The organism is Clostridium sp. AF34-10BH (assembly GCF_003478095.1).
GTDB classification, from domain to species: Bacteria; Bacillota; Clostridia; order Lachnospirales; family Lachnospiraceae; genus Acetatifactor; species Acetatifactor acetigignens.
Genome location: NZ_QUEC01000017.1, coordinates 1 through 16,935 on the forward strand (window position 1 = coordinate 1; position 16,935 = coordinate 16,935).

The following is a 16,935-nucleotide window of genomic DNA, read 5'->3' on the forward strand; positions in this document are numbered from 1 at the left end:
TCGCATGCTCCGGGAGTTCGTGGATTTTGCCAATGTATTTCACTAACTCTCAAGTTAGTTTGGTGTAAAAACTCTAAAAACAATGAATTCCGTACAAAAAAATTCCCAAATCCGGAATTTTTGTACGGAATTTCTTCATTTTGCACGCTCAGCGAAAATAACAGCTTTTTGCATGGCAAAATCTCCTGTTTTTGTATTTTTTTTAGAAAAAATAGCGTTTTTAATACAAACAGAACTCCCCGCGTAACTCTCCATCAACTACGCTTGGCAGCATGTTCCAAATAGAGAAAAAAAGCCACATTCAGAACAATGCCCACTGCAGTAGAGATGGGGGCTGCGAGGCCGATATTGGTGAGACTTGCGTCCGGTTGGATACTCATATAGTAAGCGAAAGGAAGTCGGACGAGAAGTGTCTGGATCAGTCCCTGAAGCATGACCCACACGGTCTTGCCATTACCGTTAAAATATCCCATCATGCTGAACAGCACAGCAGTCAATAGTGTTTCCGGTGCGAAACCTTTCAGATACTCATATCCTCTCTGCACCACTGCCGCATCCGCGGAGAAGATACCTGCCAGCAGATCCCCCCGGAAGAACACCAGTGAAAAGGCAAAGCATCCCACCAAAAGTCCGATGCCGATACCGGTGAACATGGTCTTCTTCGCCCGCTTCTGTTCTCCGGCACCTACATTCTGTGACACGAAAGAAGAAGTGGACTGCATCAGTGCACTGGGGATCAGCATGGCAAAGTTAACGATTTTGCATGCCACGCCGTAGCCGGAGGAAGCTTCCAGTCCCAGGCGGTTGACAAAGGCACACAGTGCCAGGAAAGAGCCTTGCGTCAGACACTCCTGCAAAGCTAACGGCAGACCAATCTGCAGGAATTTACCACACTGGGGATTCCAACGGAAATCGTATCCAGTAATGGTAAAGGGCAGTCCCTTTTTCACAAGGCGTACAATTGCAAACACTACGCTCAATGCCTGTGCAAAAACAGTAGCCAGCGCTGCTCCCATGGCATCCATGCCCAGTCCTGCCACCAGCACCAGATCACCCACGACATTGACAATGCACGCCACGAATACAAACAGCAACGGGGAATTGCTGTCACCCAGTCCACGGAAAATGGCTGACAATACATTATATGCCACAATAAAAAAGATTCCGGCACCGCAGATCCGGATGTAAGCAACGGTCAGCCCTACCGCCTCTTCCGGTGCCTGCATGAGAACCGCAATAGGACGGGCAAAGCCCACCATAATTACAAACAGCACCAGCGAGATCGCTGCAAATACAACGGTTCCGCCGCCGATGATACTGCCGATCTGATCCTCTCTCTTCTCCCCGAGATACCGGGCAATCAGCACGGTGATACCCATGGCCAGCTGAGTCACCACAAAGGTCACCAGATTCAGCACCTGACTGCCGGTGGATACACCGGAAAGTCCGGAGGTGGAGCCGAAACGTCCCACTACCAGCAGATCCACTGCACCGTAGGCCGCCTGTAAGATCAGTGCTCCCAAAATAGGAACCATAAAGCGAAGCAACTTTTTCAAAATACTTCCCTGTGTAAAATCCATCATGTCATTTTCTTTATTTTTCAAAATACTCTCTCCTCTCGCACATCACCTGATAAAAGGTCTCTATGGTCTGTATCATCACTTTCGCATCTGCTTCGGAAATGCTCTCCAGATACGGTGCCAGACCGGAAAAATAATTCTCGTTATATTTTTCCGACAGCTTTCGTCCCTCTTCGGTCAGGGAAATATAGGTGATCCTACCGTCTTCCGCCGCATTGGCTTTCCGCAGATACCCCTTTTCTTCCATTTCTTTTACTGTCCGTGTCACGCCGGGACGGGGGATATTCAGATAGTCACTGATATCTGAAATCTTCACAGCAACCCCCTGCCTCTCCATGATCTGGATCACATCCAGAAAATGAATATAAGAGGGTGTCACGCCTGAGGGCAGCGCGGGAAGCATCTCCCGGATTCTTTTTGCCTGATAACAGGCATCCAACATTCGTTTTATGGTCTGAACCGTCATTCTTTTTCCTCTCTGATATCTTTTTTCTATTCTCTAATTGTCTTTATAGTTACCACTAGTAATTATCTTTGGTAATTATATGGAGCCAATTTCAATTTGTCAATGAGATATTTTCATAAACACAAAAACAGCAGACTCTTTTGGAGAATCTGCTGTTTTCCTTTCTCTTCATTCAGATCATGAAGTTTCCACCTGGATGATTGTTTACGCATCCGATCTGGCATAGGCATTTTTCATCTGTCCGCTAAGTTCGTACAGTACCTTGTCCAGCGTGTCGGCTGCTGCCTCCCGCAGCATTTGGGCCGTCTTTTCGTTGGCTTCTTCCTGCAATTTCTTACATTTGTCCTCTTCGTTCTCCTGCTCCAGCAATGTATCGTAACGGTTCAGGATCTCGTGGCTTTTCGCTGCCACCTTTTCCTGATAACGTTCGATATGGAACACGGATTTGCTATAAGAAGCATCTGCCATGGCTGCGATCATACGGCTCATCCAGTAGAAGTTCTCCGTGGAGACTTTTCCGGTGGTCGCTGACAGGTACTCAGGTGTCCTATCGATGCCGGTATAAAAAGGTGCCAGTACATTAAAGGCATTAGAGGCCAGCGCCAGCCACTGAACCGGCTCTCCCTCCGGACGCATCTGGATCAGGGTCATGACGTCATTGCGGTTGATGCCGATGGAACGATAGGCTCCCCGCATGGACTTATCTCCATAAGCCGCATAAGGATCGTAGGGCGTTCCCTGATAATGGGAAGACAGCACATATTTCACATCTTCCACCGTGATTTTCTTCTCCGGCACCATGCACCAGGGCAGATCATCGGAAAACGGTGTGTACTCTGCATTCGGGCCATCCCAGACCTTTGTACGGGGATTCAGGGTCCGCAGCATATACCAGGCTCTTGCGGTATTGTATACATGGTCGGAATCGTCATGGCTTCCAAAGGCATCTCTGGCGGAAAAACTGCCGTCCTGTGACAGATCCAGGTAGTTCTTTTCAATAAATTCTTTCAGATCCGCGGAACACATATGCTCCTTTTGCTCCGTCAGCGCATCTTCTAGATCAAAGGCATCGATTCCGAACTGGTTCGGCATCACCACATAAGCGTCGTCCGGCACTCTCCGGGCAATCCAGTGATGGCCGCCGATGGTCTCCAGCCACCAGATCTCGTTTTTATCGGAAAAAGCAATACCGTTCATCTCGTAGGTACCGTATTTCTCCAACAGGCTTCCCAGACGTGTGACACCCTCTCTGGCACTGTGAATGTAAGGAAGCACCAGAGACACAATGTCCTCCTCGCCGATGCCGCCGGAGATCTCTTCCACACCATCCTTCGCCGGAACATATTCCACCAGTGGATCCGCTCCCAGAACTCTGGCATTGGAAGTGATGGTCTCTGTGGCCGTCATGCCCACACCTGCCGCATTGACACCGTGCGCTGCCCAGATACCCTCTCCGTCCAGTGCATTGGGGACTGCGGTATAACGCATGGGATCCTCCGGCAGATCGATCTCCACATGGGAAAGCACGGATTCGTATTTTTTCGGCTGTTCTTCCGGATGCACCACAACGAATTTCTTCGGTGTGAACTGCCCCGAAGGAGAATCGTCATTCCGGGCGATCATGGTGGAACCGTCATAAGATGCTTTTTTTCCTACTAATATGGTTGTACATGGCATAATCATTACCTCCTGATACTGTGTTTCAAAATTTTCTTCTCCGGCACCGGAAATCTGTGTTCCAGTCCTGGCACTTATGCCAGCTTCTGTCCGTTAATGACTACATTTTGAATTGTCTCCGGCCTGCCCTGTAAAGGCTCGATCTTTGTGAACTGTCTGCAGCCGGTGACTTCAATATTCTCCATCTGCAGATTTCTGAAATACGGGATGTCGTCCTCATTTTCCATGGCAATGGTCTCTTCCCGGTTCAGGGAATTGAGCACATAGGACATGGTCAGGATCACTGCCTCGCCCTTGATCTCGCTCATATGGATATTGCGGAGAGTGATATTTTCTACCACGCCGCCGCGGCCCAGCGCACTCTTCATGCGGACACCCACATCGGTTCCCACGAAAGTACAGTTCTCCACCAGAATATCCTTTACTCCGCGGGACATCTCACTGCCGATGACGAAACCGCCATGGCCTTCGTTCACCAGACAGTCATGGATGTAAACATTGCTGCAGGGCCCCTGAATCTTGCGGGCAATGGCATTTTTGCCGGACTTCATGCAGATGGCATCATCTCCGGTCTCAAAAACACTGTGATGAATATGCACATTAGTGCAGGACTCCACATCAATGCCGTCACCGTTCTGGGCATAATAAGGATTGCGGACCTGTATATGCTCCACCGTAAGGTTCTCGCAGAAATAGGGGTGGATATTCCATGCCGGAGAGTTCATGAACGTTACGCCTTGCAGAAGCACATTTTTGCAATGGCGCAGACTGATCATCACCGGGCGGTAAAAATCGTAATAGGGTGCCGCGGCGGCCAGTGCTTCCTCGGTGTTTCCCTGAATATTGTGGTGATTTCCTTTTAAAATCGACTCTGTGGGCATCCAGATCGCTGTTTCTTTCGTCTCTAACACATAAGGACTGATGGTAAACAACGCATCCCACTGCTTTTCCGTCATCTTAAACTTCTTGACCGGACGCCATTTATCACCGCTGCCGTCAATGATGCCTTCTCCGGTAATGGCGATGTTTTCTGCATTTTCCGCGGTAACGGGAGATACGGTGCGAATGCAGTCCTGACCTTCATAGCTGGTGATCCGCAGCGGATAGTCCTCTTTGGACTTGATGAATTTTAACATAGCCTGACTGTCCAGATGAAGATTGACACCGCTTAACAGCCGGAGCGGAGCCACCGCCCAGATGCCTGCGGGAACTCTTACCGTACCGCCCCCCTGCTCCGACACTTCGCAGATCGCGCGGTTAATGGCCTCCGCATTGTGTCTGCCGGTCTCGATCTGCAAATCGCCGCTCTTCGCGCCGTATTCTGCTATGGACACCTCCCGGTCCGGGAACTGGGGAAGTTCTACTTTATAATTCTGATTATACATGGTTATTGTTTTCTCCTTTGAATATTTTCATGGATACTTTCACATTTTCTACGTTTCTGATTCTAGCGTGTTCCGTTTCGGACTTCCACCCGGTTTTTGCGTTTTTCCGAAGGGTTCTACTGCTTATTTGTGCCCTTCCGCGCAGATCCAGTCCTCGCCGTCTTTTAAGTGAATCCGTACCTCTTCAAATCCTGCATTTTCCAGCAGTTCCCGGAATTCTTCCGGTGTGGGATTAAACAGATGGAATCTTTGAATGTTTTCCCGTACCTGTTCCGGCAGATTCTCCTTCTGGTAAATGTCGGCCACCAGTAAAAAGGTTCCCTGCTCCTTCAATACCCGGTAGACTTCTTTCAGATTCTCCGCGGGATCCGGCCAGAAATAAAAGCTTTCCACCGTAATGATCTTGTCAAAAGCATTGTCCGCAAAGGGCAGTTTTTCCACTGAGGCTTCCACGAGATCCATTTTTCCCTGCTGCAGTGCTTCTGCATTGGTTTTCCCGGAAAGCTCCAGTGAAGTGGCGGAATAATCCACTCCGATCAGATGTCCGTCACGCACCTCTTCACTCATGCGTTTCAGAGTTGCTCCTCCACCGCAGCCGATGTCCAGAATCCGGTCATTCTCCCGGATCTTCCAGTGTTCCAGCGCCCAGCCGGTCACTGCGTAGTGGCTTTCGTTCATGCGGCACAGCATCTTCTCCCCATCCTCCCCGACCGGTTTCCCGGGGTTGCCGGAGATGGTGATCTCCTGCTGGGTGCGTTCGTTGGTGGTTAGGTTTATGGTATTATTTTCTGTTTTTTCAGTCATGATCTTTATTCCTTCTTCCAGCCGCTTTCTTTTTGGATCTTTGCGGTTTTCTTTGCAATTTTTACTATCTCTATTATAATAGTAACTGTTTATAATCATGTAAAGGGCAATCCCGTTATTGAGAATATCTCTGAATAAGGGATTTGGCAAAACACCCGATACAAAGTACAATCTGCGAAAGCATACGCCGGAATGCAACGGAACGCTTGCAGGTTACGGAAAGGCATACATTTTTTATGAAATATTATCTTGCCCCCATGGAGGGACTGACCACTTATAATTTCCGCACTAACTGGAACCGCTGTTACGGCGGCATGGACAAATATTTTACCCCTTTTATCTCCAATCGGCACATGAACAGCAGAGAACGCAACGATGTGCTTCCGGAACATAATGTGGGCATGTACACCGTACCGCAGATCCTGACCAATAAGGTGGAGGATTTTCTGTCGCTGGCAGAGCAGCTGGCCGGATATGGCTACCACGAGGTCAATCTGAATCTGGGCTGTCCTTCCGGGACGGTGGTGGCAAGAAACCGTGGTGCCGGCTTCTTAGGCACGCCCCGGGAACTGGAGGATTTTCTGGACGAGATCTTCGAAAAATGTCCACTGGAAATCTCCATCAAGACCCGCATCGGCATGGACTACATGGATGAATGGGCTCCACTGCTTAAAATATATCAAAAATTCCCCATGAAGGAACTGATCATTCACCCCAGACTGCAAAAGGAAGGTTACAAGGGGACACCCCATCTGGAAGCTTTCGCAGAGGCGGTGGAAGCCCTGCAATGTCCGCTGTGCTATAACGGGGATATTACCTCTCCGGAGTCGCTAACGCAGATTCTTACGAAGCTTCCCAGTATCGATACGGTCATGATCGGCCGGGGAATTTTGCAGAATCCGGGATTATTGCAGGAATTGAAGGCTGCCTCCACGGAGAGTGTTGCGCTGCCGTCTTGTGAAGAGCGGCTGGCTGTCCTGAAGGAATTCCACACTTCCCTCCTGACCGGTTATCAGGAGATCATGTCCGGCGATACCAATACGCTCTATAAGATGAAGGATCTCTGGACTTTCTTAAGCCACAGCTTCGAATCTCCGGACAAATACGTAAAAAAGATCCGCAAAGCCACAGATGCCAGCGACTATAAGCTGGCCGTCAATGCGTTATTCCGGGAGTGCGCATTGAAGTCGGAGAATTCTTGATCCTGACATCATCCCATACCTTTATTCCCCGGTGTCGAACTGTTCTCCTTCGTTGGCGTCTTCCATGACGACCTCCGGCTCCGGGATGCCTGCATTTTCCACATAGCTGAAATGAATGACCGCCTGTGGCCAGTTGAAGCTGATCCGGGCGGTCTTCTGCCGCTCCTCGCCTGCCTTGCGGATCAGTTCCAACAGTTCCTGCAAGACTTCTCTGGTCAGATAGCCTCCCCGCCACTGGAACGTCATGGCCCGGCCTTTTTTCGCCATCTGCTGTGCTCTTTTATATACTTCTTCCGTTTTCGTAAAGGAAAGTTTTTTCTCCTTGTAATAAAAATGATCGTTGTCCGGACAGCCGGGTGCCGGGGCGATCAACGGTTCATGATCCCGGAACACTGCTTTATCTCCCAGATTGAAATAGTCGTAGCGGATCTCTCCGGGTGCTTCCGCATTGCCCTGATGTTTTCCCAATGTATTGTCAAATGTGGCATCCAGATGATAATACTGCCCGCCGATCCGCACAATATTCCAGGTGTGACGGTACTTGATCCCTTTCTCCGGATTGTTGCCGCAGATAGCGATTACACACCACACACCCAGCGCATCACAAAGCACCTTCACCGATTTGGCAATGCCCTCGCAGACACCCACGCCCTGTCCCAGCGGTCCGATAATCTCATGGGAATAGGGCTTTTTCAACTTATCGTAGGTGATATTTTCGCAGATAAAGTCGTGAATGTACTTCTCTTTTTCCCACTCTGTGAACTTTGCGGCAGGTCTTGCCAGCTTTTCCACCCGGGACTGCATGGCTTTCTGATGTTCTCTGATCTTATTTTTCTCAAACAGATACTCCGGCACGAAGATGATGTTGGGGGAGTCCTGATAATATCTATACCGATAACTCACCACCCAGAAGATCTCCGGATGATCCAGCCGCAGTCGGAAAAATACGTCATACAATTCTTCCGCCGGGATCCGCGGCAGCTGGATCTCGTCTGCCAGCGCCAGCACTCCCTGCTGCATAGCGTGATAGGCGGCCTGCTGGGGCTTGTTCATTTTCTGGTAGTAATATGCTTCCATAGTAGTTTCCTGTTCTATTGTTTTCATCTGTCTTATTTTTACATTTTAACAGAAGGTTTTTCTTTTGGGTGGATGTTTTTGATATTTTTTTGATATTTTTTTGATATTTTTGAAACTTTTGCAGCAGATGCATAGTCTAACCATCAGAGACCTGTAAGATATGGTTTTATTTAAGAGAGGAGTTTTACTTATGAAAAACAAAATGATCTGTGCACTTTTAACTACTGTGATGGTATTGTCTTTTGCTGCCTGTGGCAGTCAGGGAAATGGAGCAGCTTCGGCGGAAAGTACGGTGACTTCCGAAAGCGGTGCGGAGGCTTCTACTGCTGAAAGTTCTGCTGCTGAAGCTAGTGCTGAGACAACTACAGAAGTTTCTGCTGATGCGGCCAATGGTACTTCATATGAAGACAACTTTGCAGTTTCCACAGAGGATGCTGCCGCTTTCGCTAAAAAGATCCAGGATGCCGTAGCCGCTGAAGACCTGAATGCTCTCGCTGATCTGGTCAATTATCCGGTCTATGTTGCTCTGGGCGATGGCAGTGTGATCGAAACCAGGGAAGACCTGATTGCCTTAGGTGCAGACAAAATCTTCACCCCTGAGCTGAAAGACTCTATGGCTAATGCTGATCTGTCCGAATTAAGCCCCAGTATGGCAGGCTTCACCCTTTACAGCACCGGTGACGGCCCCAACATCACCTTCAATGTCCAGAACGGAGTACTCGGCATCAGCGGTATCAATTACTAATCATTCTCGTACAAATCGGGGGAGCCTTTCATCAGGCTCCCCTTACTCGTTCCGAAACAACCGTTGTCAACGGTACCATAGTGATATCTATGTTCCCGTCTGTCTTACGCGTGATCAGCGTGGCTCCCCGCTGGATATATTGCTTCGCGATGCCGGAATATCCCAGATAATCAATGGACATTCCGTAAGTCATGCGGATACCTTTATAGGTCAATGACAACGTATTCAGATGATCGTGTCCACAGAAAATCCATTTCAGCCAGCCGTTATCCACCGCTTTTTCAAAAAAATGAGGTGGTCGGTTCGATATTCCGAAATACTCATCCTTTTCTCCGATACTACCATGTTCATAGATCACAGTGTGATCGCCTAGCTTCATCTTCTCGTAGGCTTCCTTGAACTCCGCGGGCGGCATGTGGAAAAATGCCATAGCCGGTACCTTTCTCTCGTTCAATTTCTCCATGCACCAGTCCGTCTGGTCCTCATGAATGCAGTCGAAACCACTGAAAAACCAGCCGTCACCATACATGTTGGAATCCAGCAGAATCAGCGGAAGTAACAGTTTTCCCTGATCATCTGTGAGGTCTACTACAAAATTCCCTACGCCGGTAATGGGATTCTGAGGACTGTGTTCATATCTTCCTTTGGTAAAAACGGCATATTTTCCCGTAGTGAAAATCTCCGCCAGCTGTTCCTTATTGCAGGTGGAGCCCATTTCACAGTCATGGTTACCAAAGACCAGAGTATAGGGAATCTGAAAACCATCCAGAAATGCCAGCAGTTTTTCTGCCTGCTTTCGGTTGTTCATGGTACCGCTTTTCGGGAAAAACGGGAAAACAGAATCTCCGGTCAGGACCATCAGATCCGGTTCCGTCCGGTGGATCAGCTCCGCCACCGCTTCCAGAGCCAGTTTGTCCTTTTTCCCGGAAAACATGCCGAAACCAAGGTGCAGATCCGTCAGCTGCAATATTTTATAATCTCTGTCCGTCGGGATGCAAAGGGAAAAAGTCTCTTCGTCCCGGATCTGAAAGTTTTTGGAAGTATACATAAGAATCTCTTTTCTTTTTGGGGATTAACTCAACGGGATCAATGCTCCTATTGCAGAAAGTACTGTTGAAATCACCATCAGCACCTGAAAAGGCACCGTGCCGATCACACCGCAGATAGGACTGCTGCCCGCCTTTTTTCTGGATTTACCGTATGTCAGCACCAGCATGATGCTCACCAGTACCACTACACCGCTCATAATCCGCGTCAGAACAATAAAGCTGTTCACGCCGAACACGGCAAACAAAATGCAGGGAACCGTAGCGATCAGCCAGCTGATGCGGTTGCCGCTGCCGATCTGCTCATGAACCACATCGCGGAGGGCGAGAGTATTGCTCCAGAACGTGGTAAGTAAAGCAAACAGGGAAAATACGCCTGCCAGGATCATCGCCCAGGTACCGATACTTTCTCCCAACTGCATGTATGCCAGTTCTTTTTCCAGCGCTCCCTTGGTTCCCAGGAGAACCGTGCCCGTTACGACCAGGACAAACACTGAGGAAAGCCCAAAACCGATGAAAATGGAACGGCGGATCTGTTTCGCGTTGCCATCCAGGCCTTTCACCACCTGGATCACTGCCTGATTGGCGGAAGTTGCGAATACCACCATGCTGTACAGCGCCAACAGATTGTTCCAGTGGAACTGTGCCCGTTGTAAGGAATTCAGTGGATGCAGGAATGTGCCTACCGTCATCACCGCCACAATTCCCATGAGGACAATGACTGCGTACTTCTGTGCGATGCCTACGGCTTTCATGCCGATAAATACCACAACTCCGGCGATCACATAGTACAAAACCTGCGCTGCCACGAAAGGCATTCCGAACCAGTTCACAAAAATCTGTGCTCCGCCGTTGATATTACCGCTCACACCGATCATAATTGCCAACCCATAGACGATAAATACACTCCAGCTGAAGATCTGCTTCATTTTCCCATGAAACAGCTCTCCTTCAAAGCTTTTCACTAGTTGGACACCACCATTATTGTAAGACAACTCAGCAATGATCAGGTGCAGGATCACGTTCACACAATAGGCGATCAATACCATCCACACGACATCCAGCATGCTATTTTTCGTGGCAAGATACGGAACGGCGATGATGCCAGTGCCGATGCTGTTGCCGACGATCATGCTGATGGCTTCAAAGGTCGTGAGATGGGCTTCGGATTGGATGGGGTGGGACATGGGGAGGACCTCCTTGGTAAAAATACTGATTTTCTATAGTTATAAAAGTTTAGCGGTAAGTGCTTCCTGCAATACTTTGGAGCAATTGATTCCTCGCTTATCGGCAAGTTTGGACATCCATGCCGGAAGCGAGACATTTTTGCGAACTGCCTTGGTGTCAGTCATGCTACGATATTTTATAGTGTCTGCCTGAATGATCGTAAGAATATCTGTCGGTAAATGAGGAATCTCTGACTGCGGTGTAGGCTCATTCGGAGTAATTTCCTCATCTTCCAGACCAACAAGACAAAGATTCAATGCATCTGTAATAAGGGCAATCGCCTCTGCCAAAGTCGATGCTGTAGTAATACACCCGTCCACATCCGGAACCTTTGCATAGAAAGTGCCATCTTTTTCAGTAATAACTGCGGTATATGTGTATTGCATGTCATTTGCCTCCTTCTATATTTGCTTCTTTGAAGATATAGCGCATATCATCTTCATTAAAATCATGACGTTTTACAGGAATTGTCTGCTTGGTATTCGGTTGAAAATACAAATCATGACTTGCTCCATGTCTTTTAAAAATAAAACCGTTCTTTTCCAATTCTTTAATTGTTTTCTTTCGTGGATGCATTCTTTTCTCCTTTTATATTATACACAATCTTACACAAAATCAATAGCGAAATACACAAATTTACACAAAGCCATGCGACATAACATTAAAAATTCAAATTGTTACGTAGGAAATATAAATAGATTTTCTTAAAACTGACTTTAAAAGATATTGTAATTATCAACATGTTGTACAATATCAGACATAAAATAGAATAGTATAAGAAATTATTACAATCTGTTTTGATTTCAATATAAAGTATTTCTTGTCTGTAAATAAAAAAATCCAAAGAACTAATTATGCTTTCATGTTCTCTTCTTGCATCCAAAGTGGCATATAGTTTCCATCTTTTTGCTTATAAAAATTTTTACTCAAATATCTGTTTTCCATCTCGTATTCTTCCGGTGTCATTCCGTTTCTCCAAAATAGGGCTTCCATATGCGTTTCCGTTGCCCAATCACTTTGCCTAACCGTCTTACTCAATTAGATATCCTCCTTCTATGTAATCACATAGTACATGATATACGATTGTCTTTTCTATTTCAATGGTCGCTCCCGCAAGGGGAGCGACCATGTTGAAAAAACAGATTATCCCCATCGTCCGTGCATTTCAATCCGCGCTCCCGCGAGGGGAGCGACAACAGATTGGAGGCAGTCCGGATGAAGACAGAAATATTTCAATCCACGCTCCCACGAGGGGAGCGACTTCCTGACGCCGGAGTCCGCAGTCTAACATCAGATATTTCAATCCACGCTCCCACGAGGGGAGCGACCCTATACCGGAGGCTATGGTGGTAGTGTTACCGATTTCAATCCACGCTCCCACGAGGGGAGCGACCGCAGTTGGACAGATGCGTTGATGTGAATTTGATATTTCAATCCACGCTCCCACGAGGGGAGCGACGTCCTGACCCGGACGATTTACCTTTATTTTCCGGAATTTCAATCCACGCTCCCACGAGGGGAGCGACCTTTTCCAGTTACTAACCAGTCAAGGCTTACTTTATTTCAATCCACGCTCCCACGAGGGGAGCGACATAGATGAGGCACAGCTGCTCTTTAACTCCAGGATTTCAATCCACGCTCCCACGAGGGGAGCGACTTGCCTGTGTCTTGATAAATACCGGCTCATACATATTTCAATCCACGCTCCCACGAGGGGAGCGACCACCGGCTCCGGAAACCTCTTCGGTGATAGCATCATTTCAATCCACGCTCCCACGAGGGGAGCGACGCCGATGCTGCAACTAAGGTACAGCCGGAAACCGATTTCAATCCACGCTCCCACGAGGGGAGCGACGGAAAGCTCTTCGCAGCACACGCTGTATTGACATATTTCAATCCACGCTCCCACGAGGGGAGCGACAATTGGCTTGCACGCCATTTACGCTACCCCGGTAATTTCAATCCACGCTCCCACGAGGGGAGCGACGTACAACGGGGCAAAATATTTTATTCATTGCGCAGATTTCAATCCACGCTCCCACGAGGGGAGCGACAAAGCAATATCGTGCAAAAACAAACGTAAATGCAAAATTTCAATCCACGCTCCCACGAGGGGAGCGACAGATATCAACTTATCCGGTATTGTGGCGACAGAAATTTCAATCCACGCTCCCACGAGGGGAGCGACTTCCTGTGCAGATAAACATTCTGCCTGCTCTTTTTATTTCAATCCACGCTCCCACGAGGGGAGCGACGATCGCACGCGTAGAGCAGTAGTGTAAGCCATGGTAGATTTCAATCCACGCTCCCACGAGGGGAGCGACCATTGTGTATATTGTAAATTGTGACGGATATATAGATTTCAATCCACGCTCCCACGAGGGGAGCGACTCCGAAGACCGAATCAACATCTATCAGGTAAATATTTCAATCCACGCTCCCACGAGGGGAGCGACCCCTGTCAGTACTCCCATTCCGGGAATACACTGCATATTTCAATCCACGCTCCCACGAGGGGAGCGACCCCTGCCAGTACTCCCATTCCGGGAATACACTGCATATTTCAATCCACGCTCCCACGAGGGGAGCGACGGATAACGGGCGCGTGCTGGAAGCAGAGTACTTGAATTTCAATCCACGCTCCCACGAGGGGAGCGACCTTAAAGATCGGTGGCGGTGCAGCTCCCATTGAGAATTTCAATCCACGCTCCCACGAGGGGAGCGACTGGAGGAAAAGATATTATCGGAGGAGCTTCAGAAATTTCAATCCACGCTCCCACGAGGGGAGCGACGGATGAATGCCGGGCATGGAAAGAGAAGCATAATGCATTTCAATCCACGCTCCCACGAGGGGAGCGACCAAACTGCTTTGATCATTGCCAGGGAGAGATGGATATTTCAATCCACGCTCCCACGAGGGGAGCGACGCTTACAGATTTGGGTTATGAAGTGCAGTTTAAGATTTCAATCCACGCTCCCACGAGGGGAGCGACGGATGTGTAGCCATGTAGAGTAATTCACCGTTCTATTTCAATCCACGCTCCCACGAGGGGAGCGACTTTTAAGGACTGCTACAGGCTTTTGTGCTGGATATTTCAATCCACGCTCCCACGAGGGGAGCGACAGTATTTTCATTTCTGCTCAAAGATGCTGAAAAAGATTTCAATCCACGCTCCCACGAGGGGAGCGACGACTTTCCCTGGAACATTCCGTTCCACATATAACTATTTCAATCCACGCTCCCACGAGGGGAGCGACAGAAAGTGAGGTAGTTTGATGTCGCATTCTGTTATTTCAATCCACGCTCCCACGAGGGGAGCGACACCGTGTTAAATGTAAGCGGACACTCCGGATCCCATTTCAATCCACGCTCCCACGAGGGGAGCGACTATTGATGTTTTGCTTAATAGTGCCTCTGCTCAATTTCAATCCACGCTCCCACGAGGGGAGCGACATATTACCGGTGCCACCACCTGCAGCCGTCTCAATTTCAATCCACGCTCCCACGAGGGGAGCGACAACGGAGATTTCTTAAGTTTCCCTCAGAGCAAGGATTTCAATCCACGCTCCCACGAGGGGAGCGACAGTCATATATTCCCACAAAAAAGAGAGTAGACGATTTCAATCCACGCTCCCACGAGGGGAGCGACGCAGGAGTAGCCACAAGTGTATCTAGTGCCGTAGATTTCAATCCACGCTCCCACGAGGGGAGCGACCACAGATTGATCGGTGCATAGACGTTAATCTTATATTTCAATCCACGCTCCCACGAGGGGAGCGACACTAACATGAGCCTTGACAAAGCTACAGCCAATATTTCAATCCACGCTCCCACGAGGGGAGCGACATATGTTGCCGCCGTCCGAAGCATTCCGGGAAAAATTTCAATCCACGCTCCCACGAGGGGAGCGACGAGAAAACCTGACAACAATAGTAACAATAGTAAATTTCAATCCACGCTCCCACGAGGGGAGCGACGCAGAGCAACAGAAAAGAGTGAGGTGAACAAAGTATTTCAATCCACGCTCCCACGAGGGGAGCGACACAAGAGACCTCTTTTCTTTGTGTGTGAGGCAAATTTCAATCCACGCTCCCACGAGGGGAGCGACCAGACCTTGAGTTCGGTGAGATGTTCTCCGCAGATTTCAATCCACGCTCCCACGAGGGGAGCGACCGTAGGTATCATAGACCGGAAAGAGATCCTCTATTTCAATCCACGCTCCCACGAGGGGAGCGACATGGTTCCAGTCAGTTCTCTGGTATGCCGGTGGTAATTTCAATCCACGCTCCCACGAGGGGAGCGACGCATGGGAGCGCTAACCAGTATAAAAGCAATCTCATATTTCAATCCACGCTCCCACGAGGGGAGCGACGTCTTGATACTAAAGCCATGAAGTGCAACAACAAAATTTCAATCCACGCTCCCACGAGGGGAGCGACAGCGGTAGAAAACCCGGTGGGAATTATAAGTGGGATTTCAATCCACGCTCCCACGAGGGGAGCGACTGATCTGTCACGCAACTCTTCCCCTATCACTGGGATTTCAATCCACGCTCCCACGAGGGGAGCGACGAATGTGACGAATTTATGAACCAACAGTTTATTATTTCAATCCACGCTCCCACGAGGGGAGCGACACAAACCGATCGAATACGAGACAGACAATCTTATAATTTCAATCCACGCTCCCACGAGGGGAGCGACTATAACGTGCAACTATATGCGGCGGCGGTGACGATTTCAATCCACGCTCCCACGAGGGGAGCGACCTTTGTTCTATTGATAACGCATACATTTATATACATTTCAATCCACGCTCCCACGAGGGGAGCGACGGTGCATATTATGCCGCCCAGTGCAGATTTCATAATTTCAATCCACGCTCCCACGAGGGGAGCGACGCAAGCTGTACTTTCCTTAATTGATAGCCTTATCATTTCAATCCACGCTCCCACGAGGGGAGCGACGATTCTACTCTAATATCTGCTAAATAATTAGGCTATTTCAATCCACGCTCCCACGAGGGGAGCGACGGTAATGTGGTTGCTACTTGTTCAACACCAAAATATATTTCAATCCACGCTCCCACGAGGGGAGCGACTGTTGGTGATGCTATCTGCTTATATGAGTTGATAATTTCAATCCACGCTCCCACGAGGGGAGCGACGTAAGCTATATCAAATTAAATGTCAGCTAAAGTATATTTCAATCCACGCTCCCACGAGGGGAGCGACAGGCAAAAGATCATATAAAAAGGAGTTCCAACATATTTCAATCCACGCTCCCACGAGGGGAGCGACCAAATACAGTAAAACCACCAAAATAACATTCGAGATTTCAATCCACGCTCCCACGAGGGGAGCGACGGTAAAGATTATTTTATGGGTGTCTACGAGCACATTTCAATCCACGCTCCCACGAGGGGAGCGACGTTCCTGTTGTAACAAGGTTACCGTGATTCTTGATTTCAATCCACGCTCCCACGAGGGGAGCGACGTAATGTGGTTGCTACTTGCTCAACGCCAAAATGTATTTCAATCCACGCTCCCACGAGGGGAGCGACTTTGTTCTATTGATAACGCATACATTTATATACATTTCAATCCACGCTCCCACGAGGGGAGCGACGTCTGATGATTCGTCTTTTAAATACGCATACTTATTTCAATCCACGCTCCCACGAGGGGAGCGACGGTAGCTTAGACTTGTATTATAACTATTTACTA

The 16,935-nt window shown here is 48.6% G+C and carries 13 protein-coding genes and 1 CRISPR repeat array (1 of these 14 only partly in view); of the genes, 2 read left to right on the forward strand and 11 right to left on the reverse strand.

Translation table 11 applies throughout. The features are described 5' to 3' along the window. Positions 1 to 254: 254 nt before the first annotated feature. The 5 genes from DWZ61_RS11705 to DWZ61_RS11725 all read right to left on the reverse strand — a co-directional run bounded on the left by DWZ61_RS11705 (position 255) and on the right by DWZ61_RS11725 (position 5,912). A complete protein-coding gene (locus DWZ61_RS11705; protein WP_347475438.1) occupies positions 255 to 1,604 on the reverse strand; it encodes an MATE family efflux transporter in 1,350 nt (449 codons plus the stop codon). Next, complete coding sequence (locus DWZ61_RS11710) at positions 1,594 to 2,046, reverse strand: MarR family transcriptional regulator (protein WP_118538638.1); 453 nt, start codon at positions 2,044 to 2,046, stop codon at positions 1,594 to 1,596. The genes DWZ61_RS11705 and DWZ61_RS11710 overlap by 11 nt, the downstream gene beginning before the upstream one ends. A 204-nt stretch (positions 2,047 to 2,250) precedes the next feature. Continuing rightward, positions 2,251 to 3,723, reverse strand: coding sequence for a C69 family dipeptidase (locus DWZ61_RS11715; protein ID WP_118538640.1), 1,473 nt, complete (start codon positions 3,721 to 3,723; stop codon positions 2,251 to 2,253). Positions 3,724 to 3,797: 74 nt separating this feature from the next. Continuing rightward, positions 3,798 to 5,108 carry a glycoside hydrolase family 28 protein gene (locus DWZ61_RS11720; RefSeq protein WP_118538642.1) on the reverse strand — a complete coding sequence of 437 codons (1,311 nt, stop codon included), beginning with the start codon at positions 5,106 to 5,108 and terminating at the stop codon, positions 3,798 to 3,800. Positions 5,109 to 5,231: 123 nt separating this feature from the next. After that, complete coding sequence (locus DWZ61_RS11725) at positions 5,232 to 5,912, reverse strand: class I SAM-dependent methyltransferase (protein ID WP_118538734.1); 681 nt, start codon at positions 5,910 to 5,912, stop codon at positions 5,232 to 5,234. A 236-nt stretch (positions 5,913 to 6,148) separates the two neighbouring features. On the opposite strand from DWZ61_RS11725, the gene DWZ61_RS11730 reads away from it, so the two are divergent. After that, positions 6,149 to 7,114 carry a tRNA-dihydrouridine synthase family protein gene (locus tag DWZ61_RS11730; protein WP_118538644.1) on the forward strand — a complete coding sequence of 322 codons (966 nt, stop codon included), beginning with the start codon at positions 6,149 to 6,151 and terminating at the stop codon, positions 7,112 to 7,114. Positions 7,115 to 7,135: 21 nt separating this feature from the next. Here DWZ61_RS11730 and DWZ61_RS11735 read toward each other — a convergent pair whose 3' ends face one another. Continuing rightward, positions 7,136 to 8,218: a transglutaminase domain-containing protein gene (locus DWZ61_RS11735; RefSeq protein ID WP_347475439.1), complete on the reverse strand. Its 1,083-nt coding sequence runs from the start codon at positions 8,216 to 8,218 to the stop codon at positions 7,136 to 7,138. Between the two features lie 163 nt (positions 8,219 to 8,381). On the opposite strand from DWZ61_RS11735, the gene DWZ61_RS11740 reads away from it, so the two are divergent. Further along, complete coding sequence (locus DWZ61_RS11740; protein WP_118538648.1) at positions 8,382 to 8,936, forward strand: hypothetical protein; 555 nt, start codon at positions 8,382 to 8,384, stop codon at positions 8,934 to 8,936. A 31-nt stretch (positions 8,937 to 8,967) separates the two neighbouring features. Here the strand turns inward: DWZ61_RS11740 and DWZ61_RS11745 are convergent, their stop codons facing one another. From DWZ61_RS11745 to DWZ61_RS11765, 5 genes are all read right to left on the reverse strand, one after another. After that, positions 8,968 to 9,984 carry a metallophosphoesterase gene (locus DWZ61_RS11745; RefSeq protein ID WP_118538650.1) on the reverse strand — a complete coding sequence of 339 codons (1,017 nt, stop codon included), beginning with the start codon at positions 9,982 to 9,984 and terminating at the stop codon, positions 8,968 to 8,970. A gap of 24 nt (positions 9,985 to 10,008) precedes the next feature. Continuing rightward, positions 10,009 to 11,169, reverse strand: coding sequence for an aromatic amino acid transport family protein (locus DWZ61_RS11750; RefSeq protein WP_118538652.1), 1,161 nt, complete (start codon positions 11,167 to 11,169; stop codon positions 10,009 to 10,011). Between the two features lie 39 nt (positions 11,170 to 11,208). After that, a complete protein-coding gene (locus DWZ61_RS11755) occupies positions 11,209 to 11,595 on the reverse strand; it encodes a type II toxin-antitoxin system HicB family antitoxin (protein ID WP_118538654.1) in 387 nt (128 codons plus the stop codon). 1 nt (position 11,596) lies between these two features. Further along, entirely contained in the window at positions 11,597 to 11,785 is a 189-nt protein-coding gene (locus DWZ61_RS11760) for a type II toxin-antitoxin system HicA family toxin (RefSeq protein ID WP_118538655.1), read from the reverse strand. A gap of 276 nt (positions 11,786 to 12,061) precedes the next feature. After that, positions 12,062 to 12,247, reverse strand: a complete 186-nt coding sequence (locus tag DWZ61_RS11765) for a hypothetical protein (RefSeq protein ID WP_118538657.1) — start codon at positions 12,245 to 12,247, stop codon at positions 12,062 to 12,064. Positions 12,248 to 12,303: 56 nt separating this feature from the next. Beyond that, positions 12,304 to 16,935: direct repeats of the CRISPR family, unit length 32 nt; unit sequence ATTTCAATCCACGCTCCCACGAGGGGAGCGAC (it continues 1,757 nt past the right edge of the window).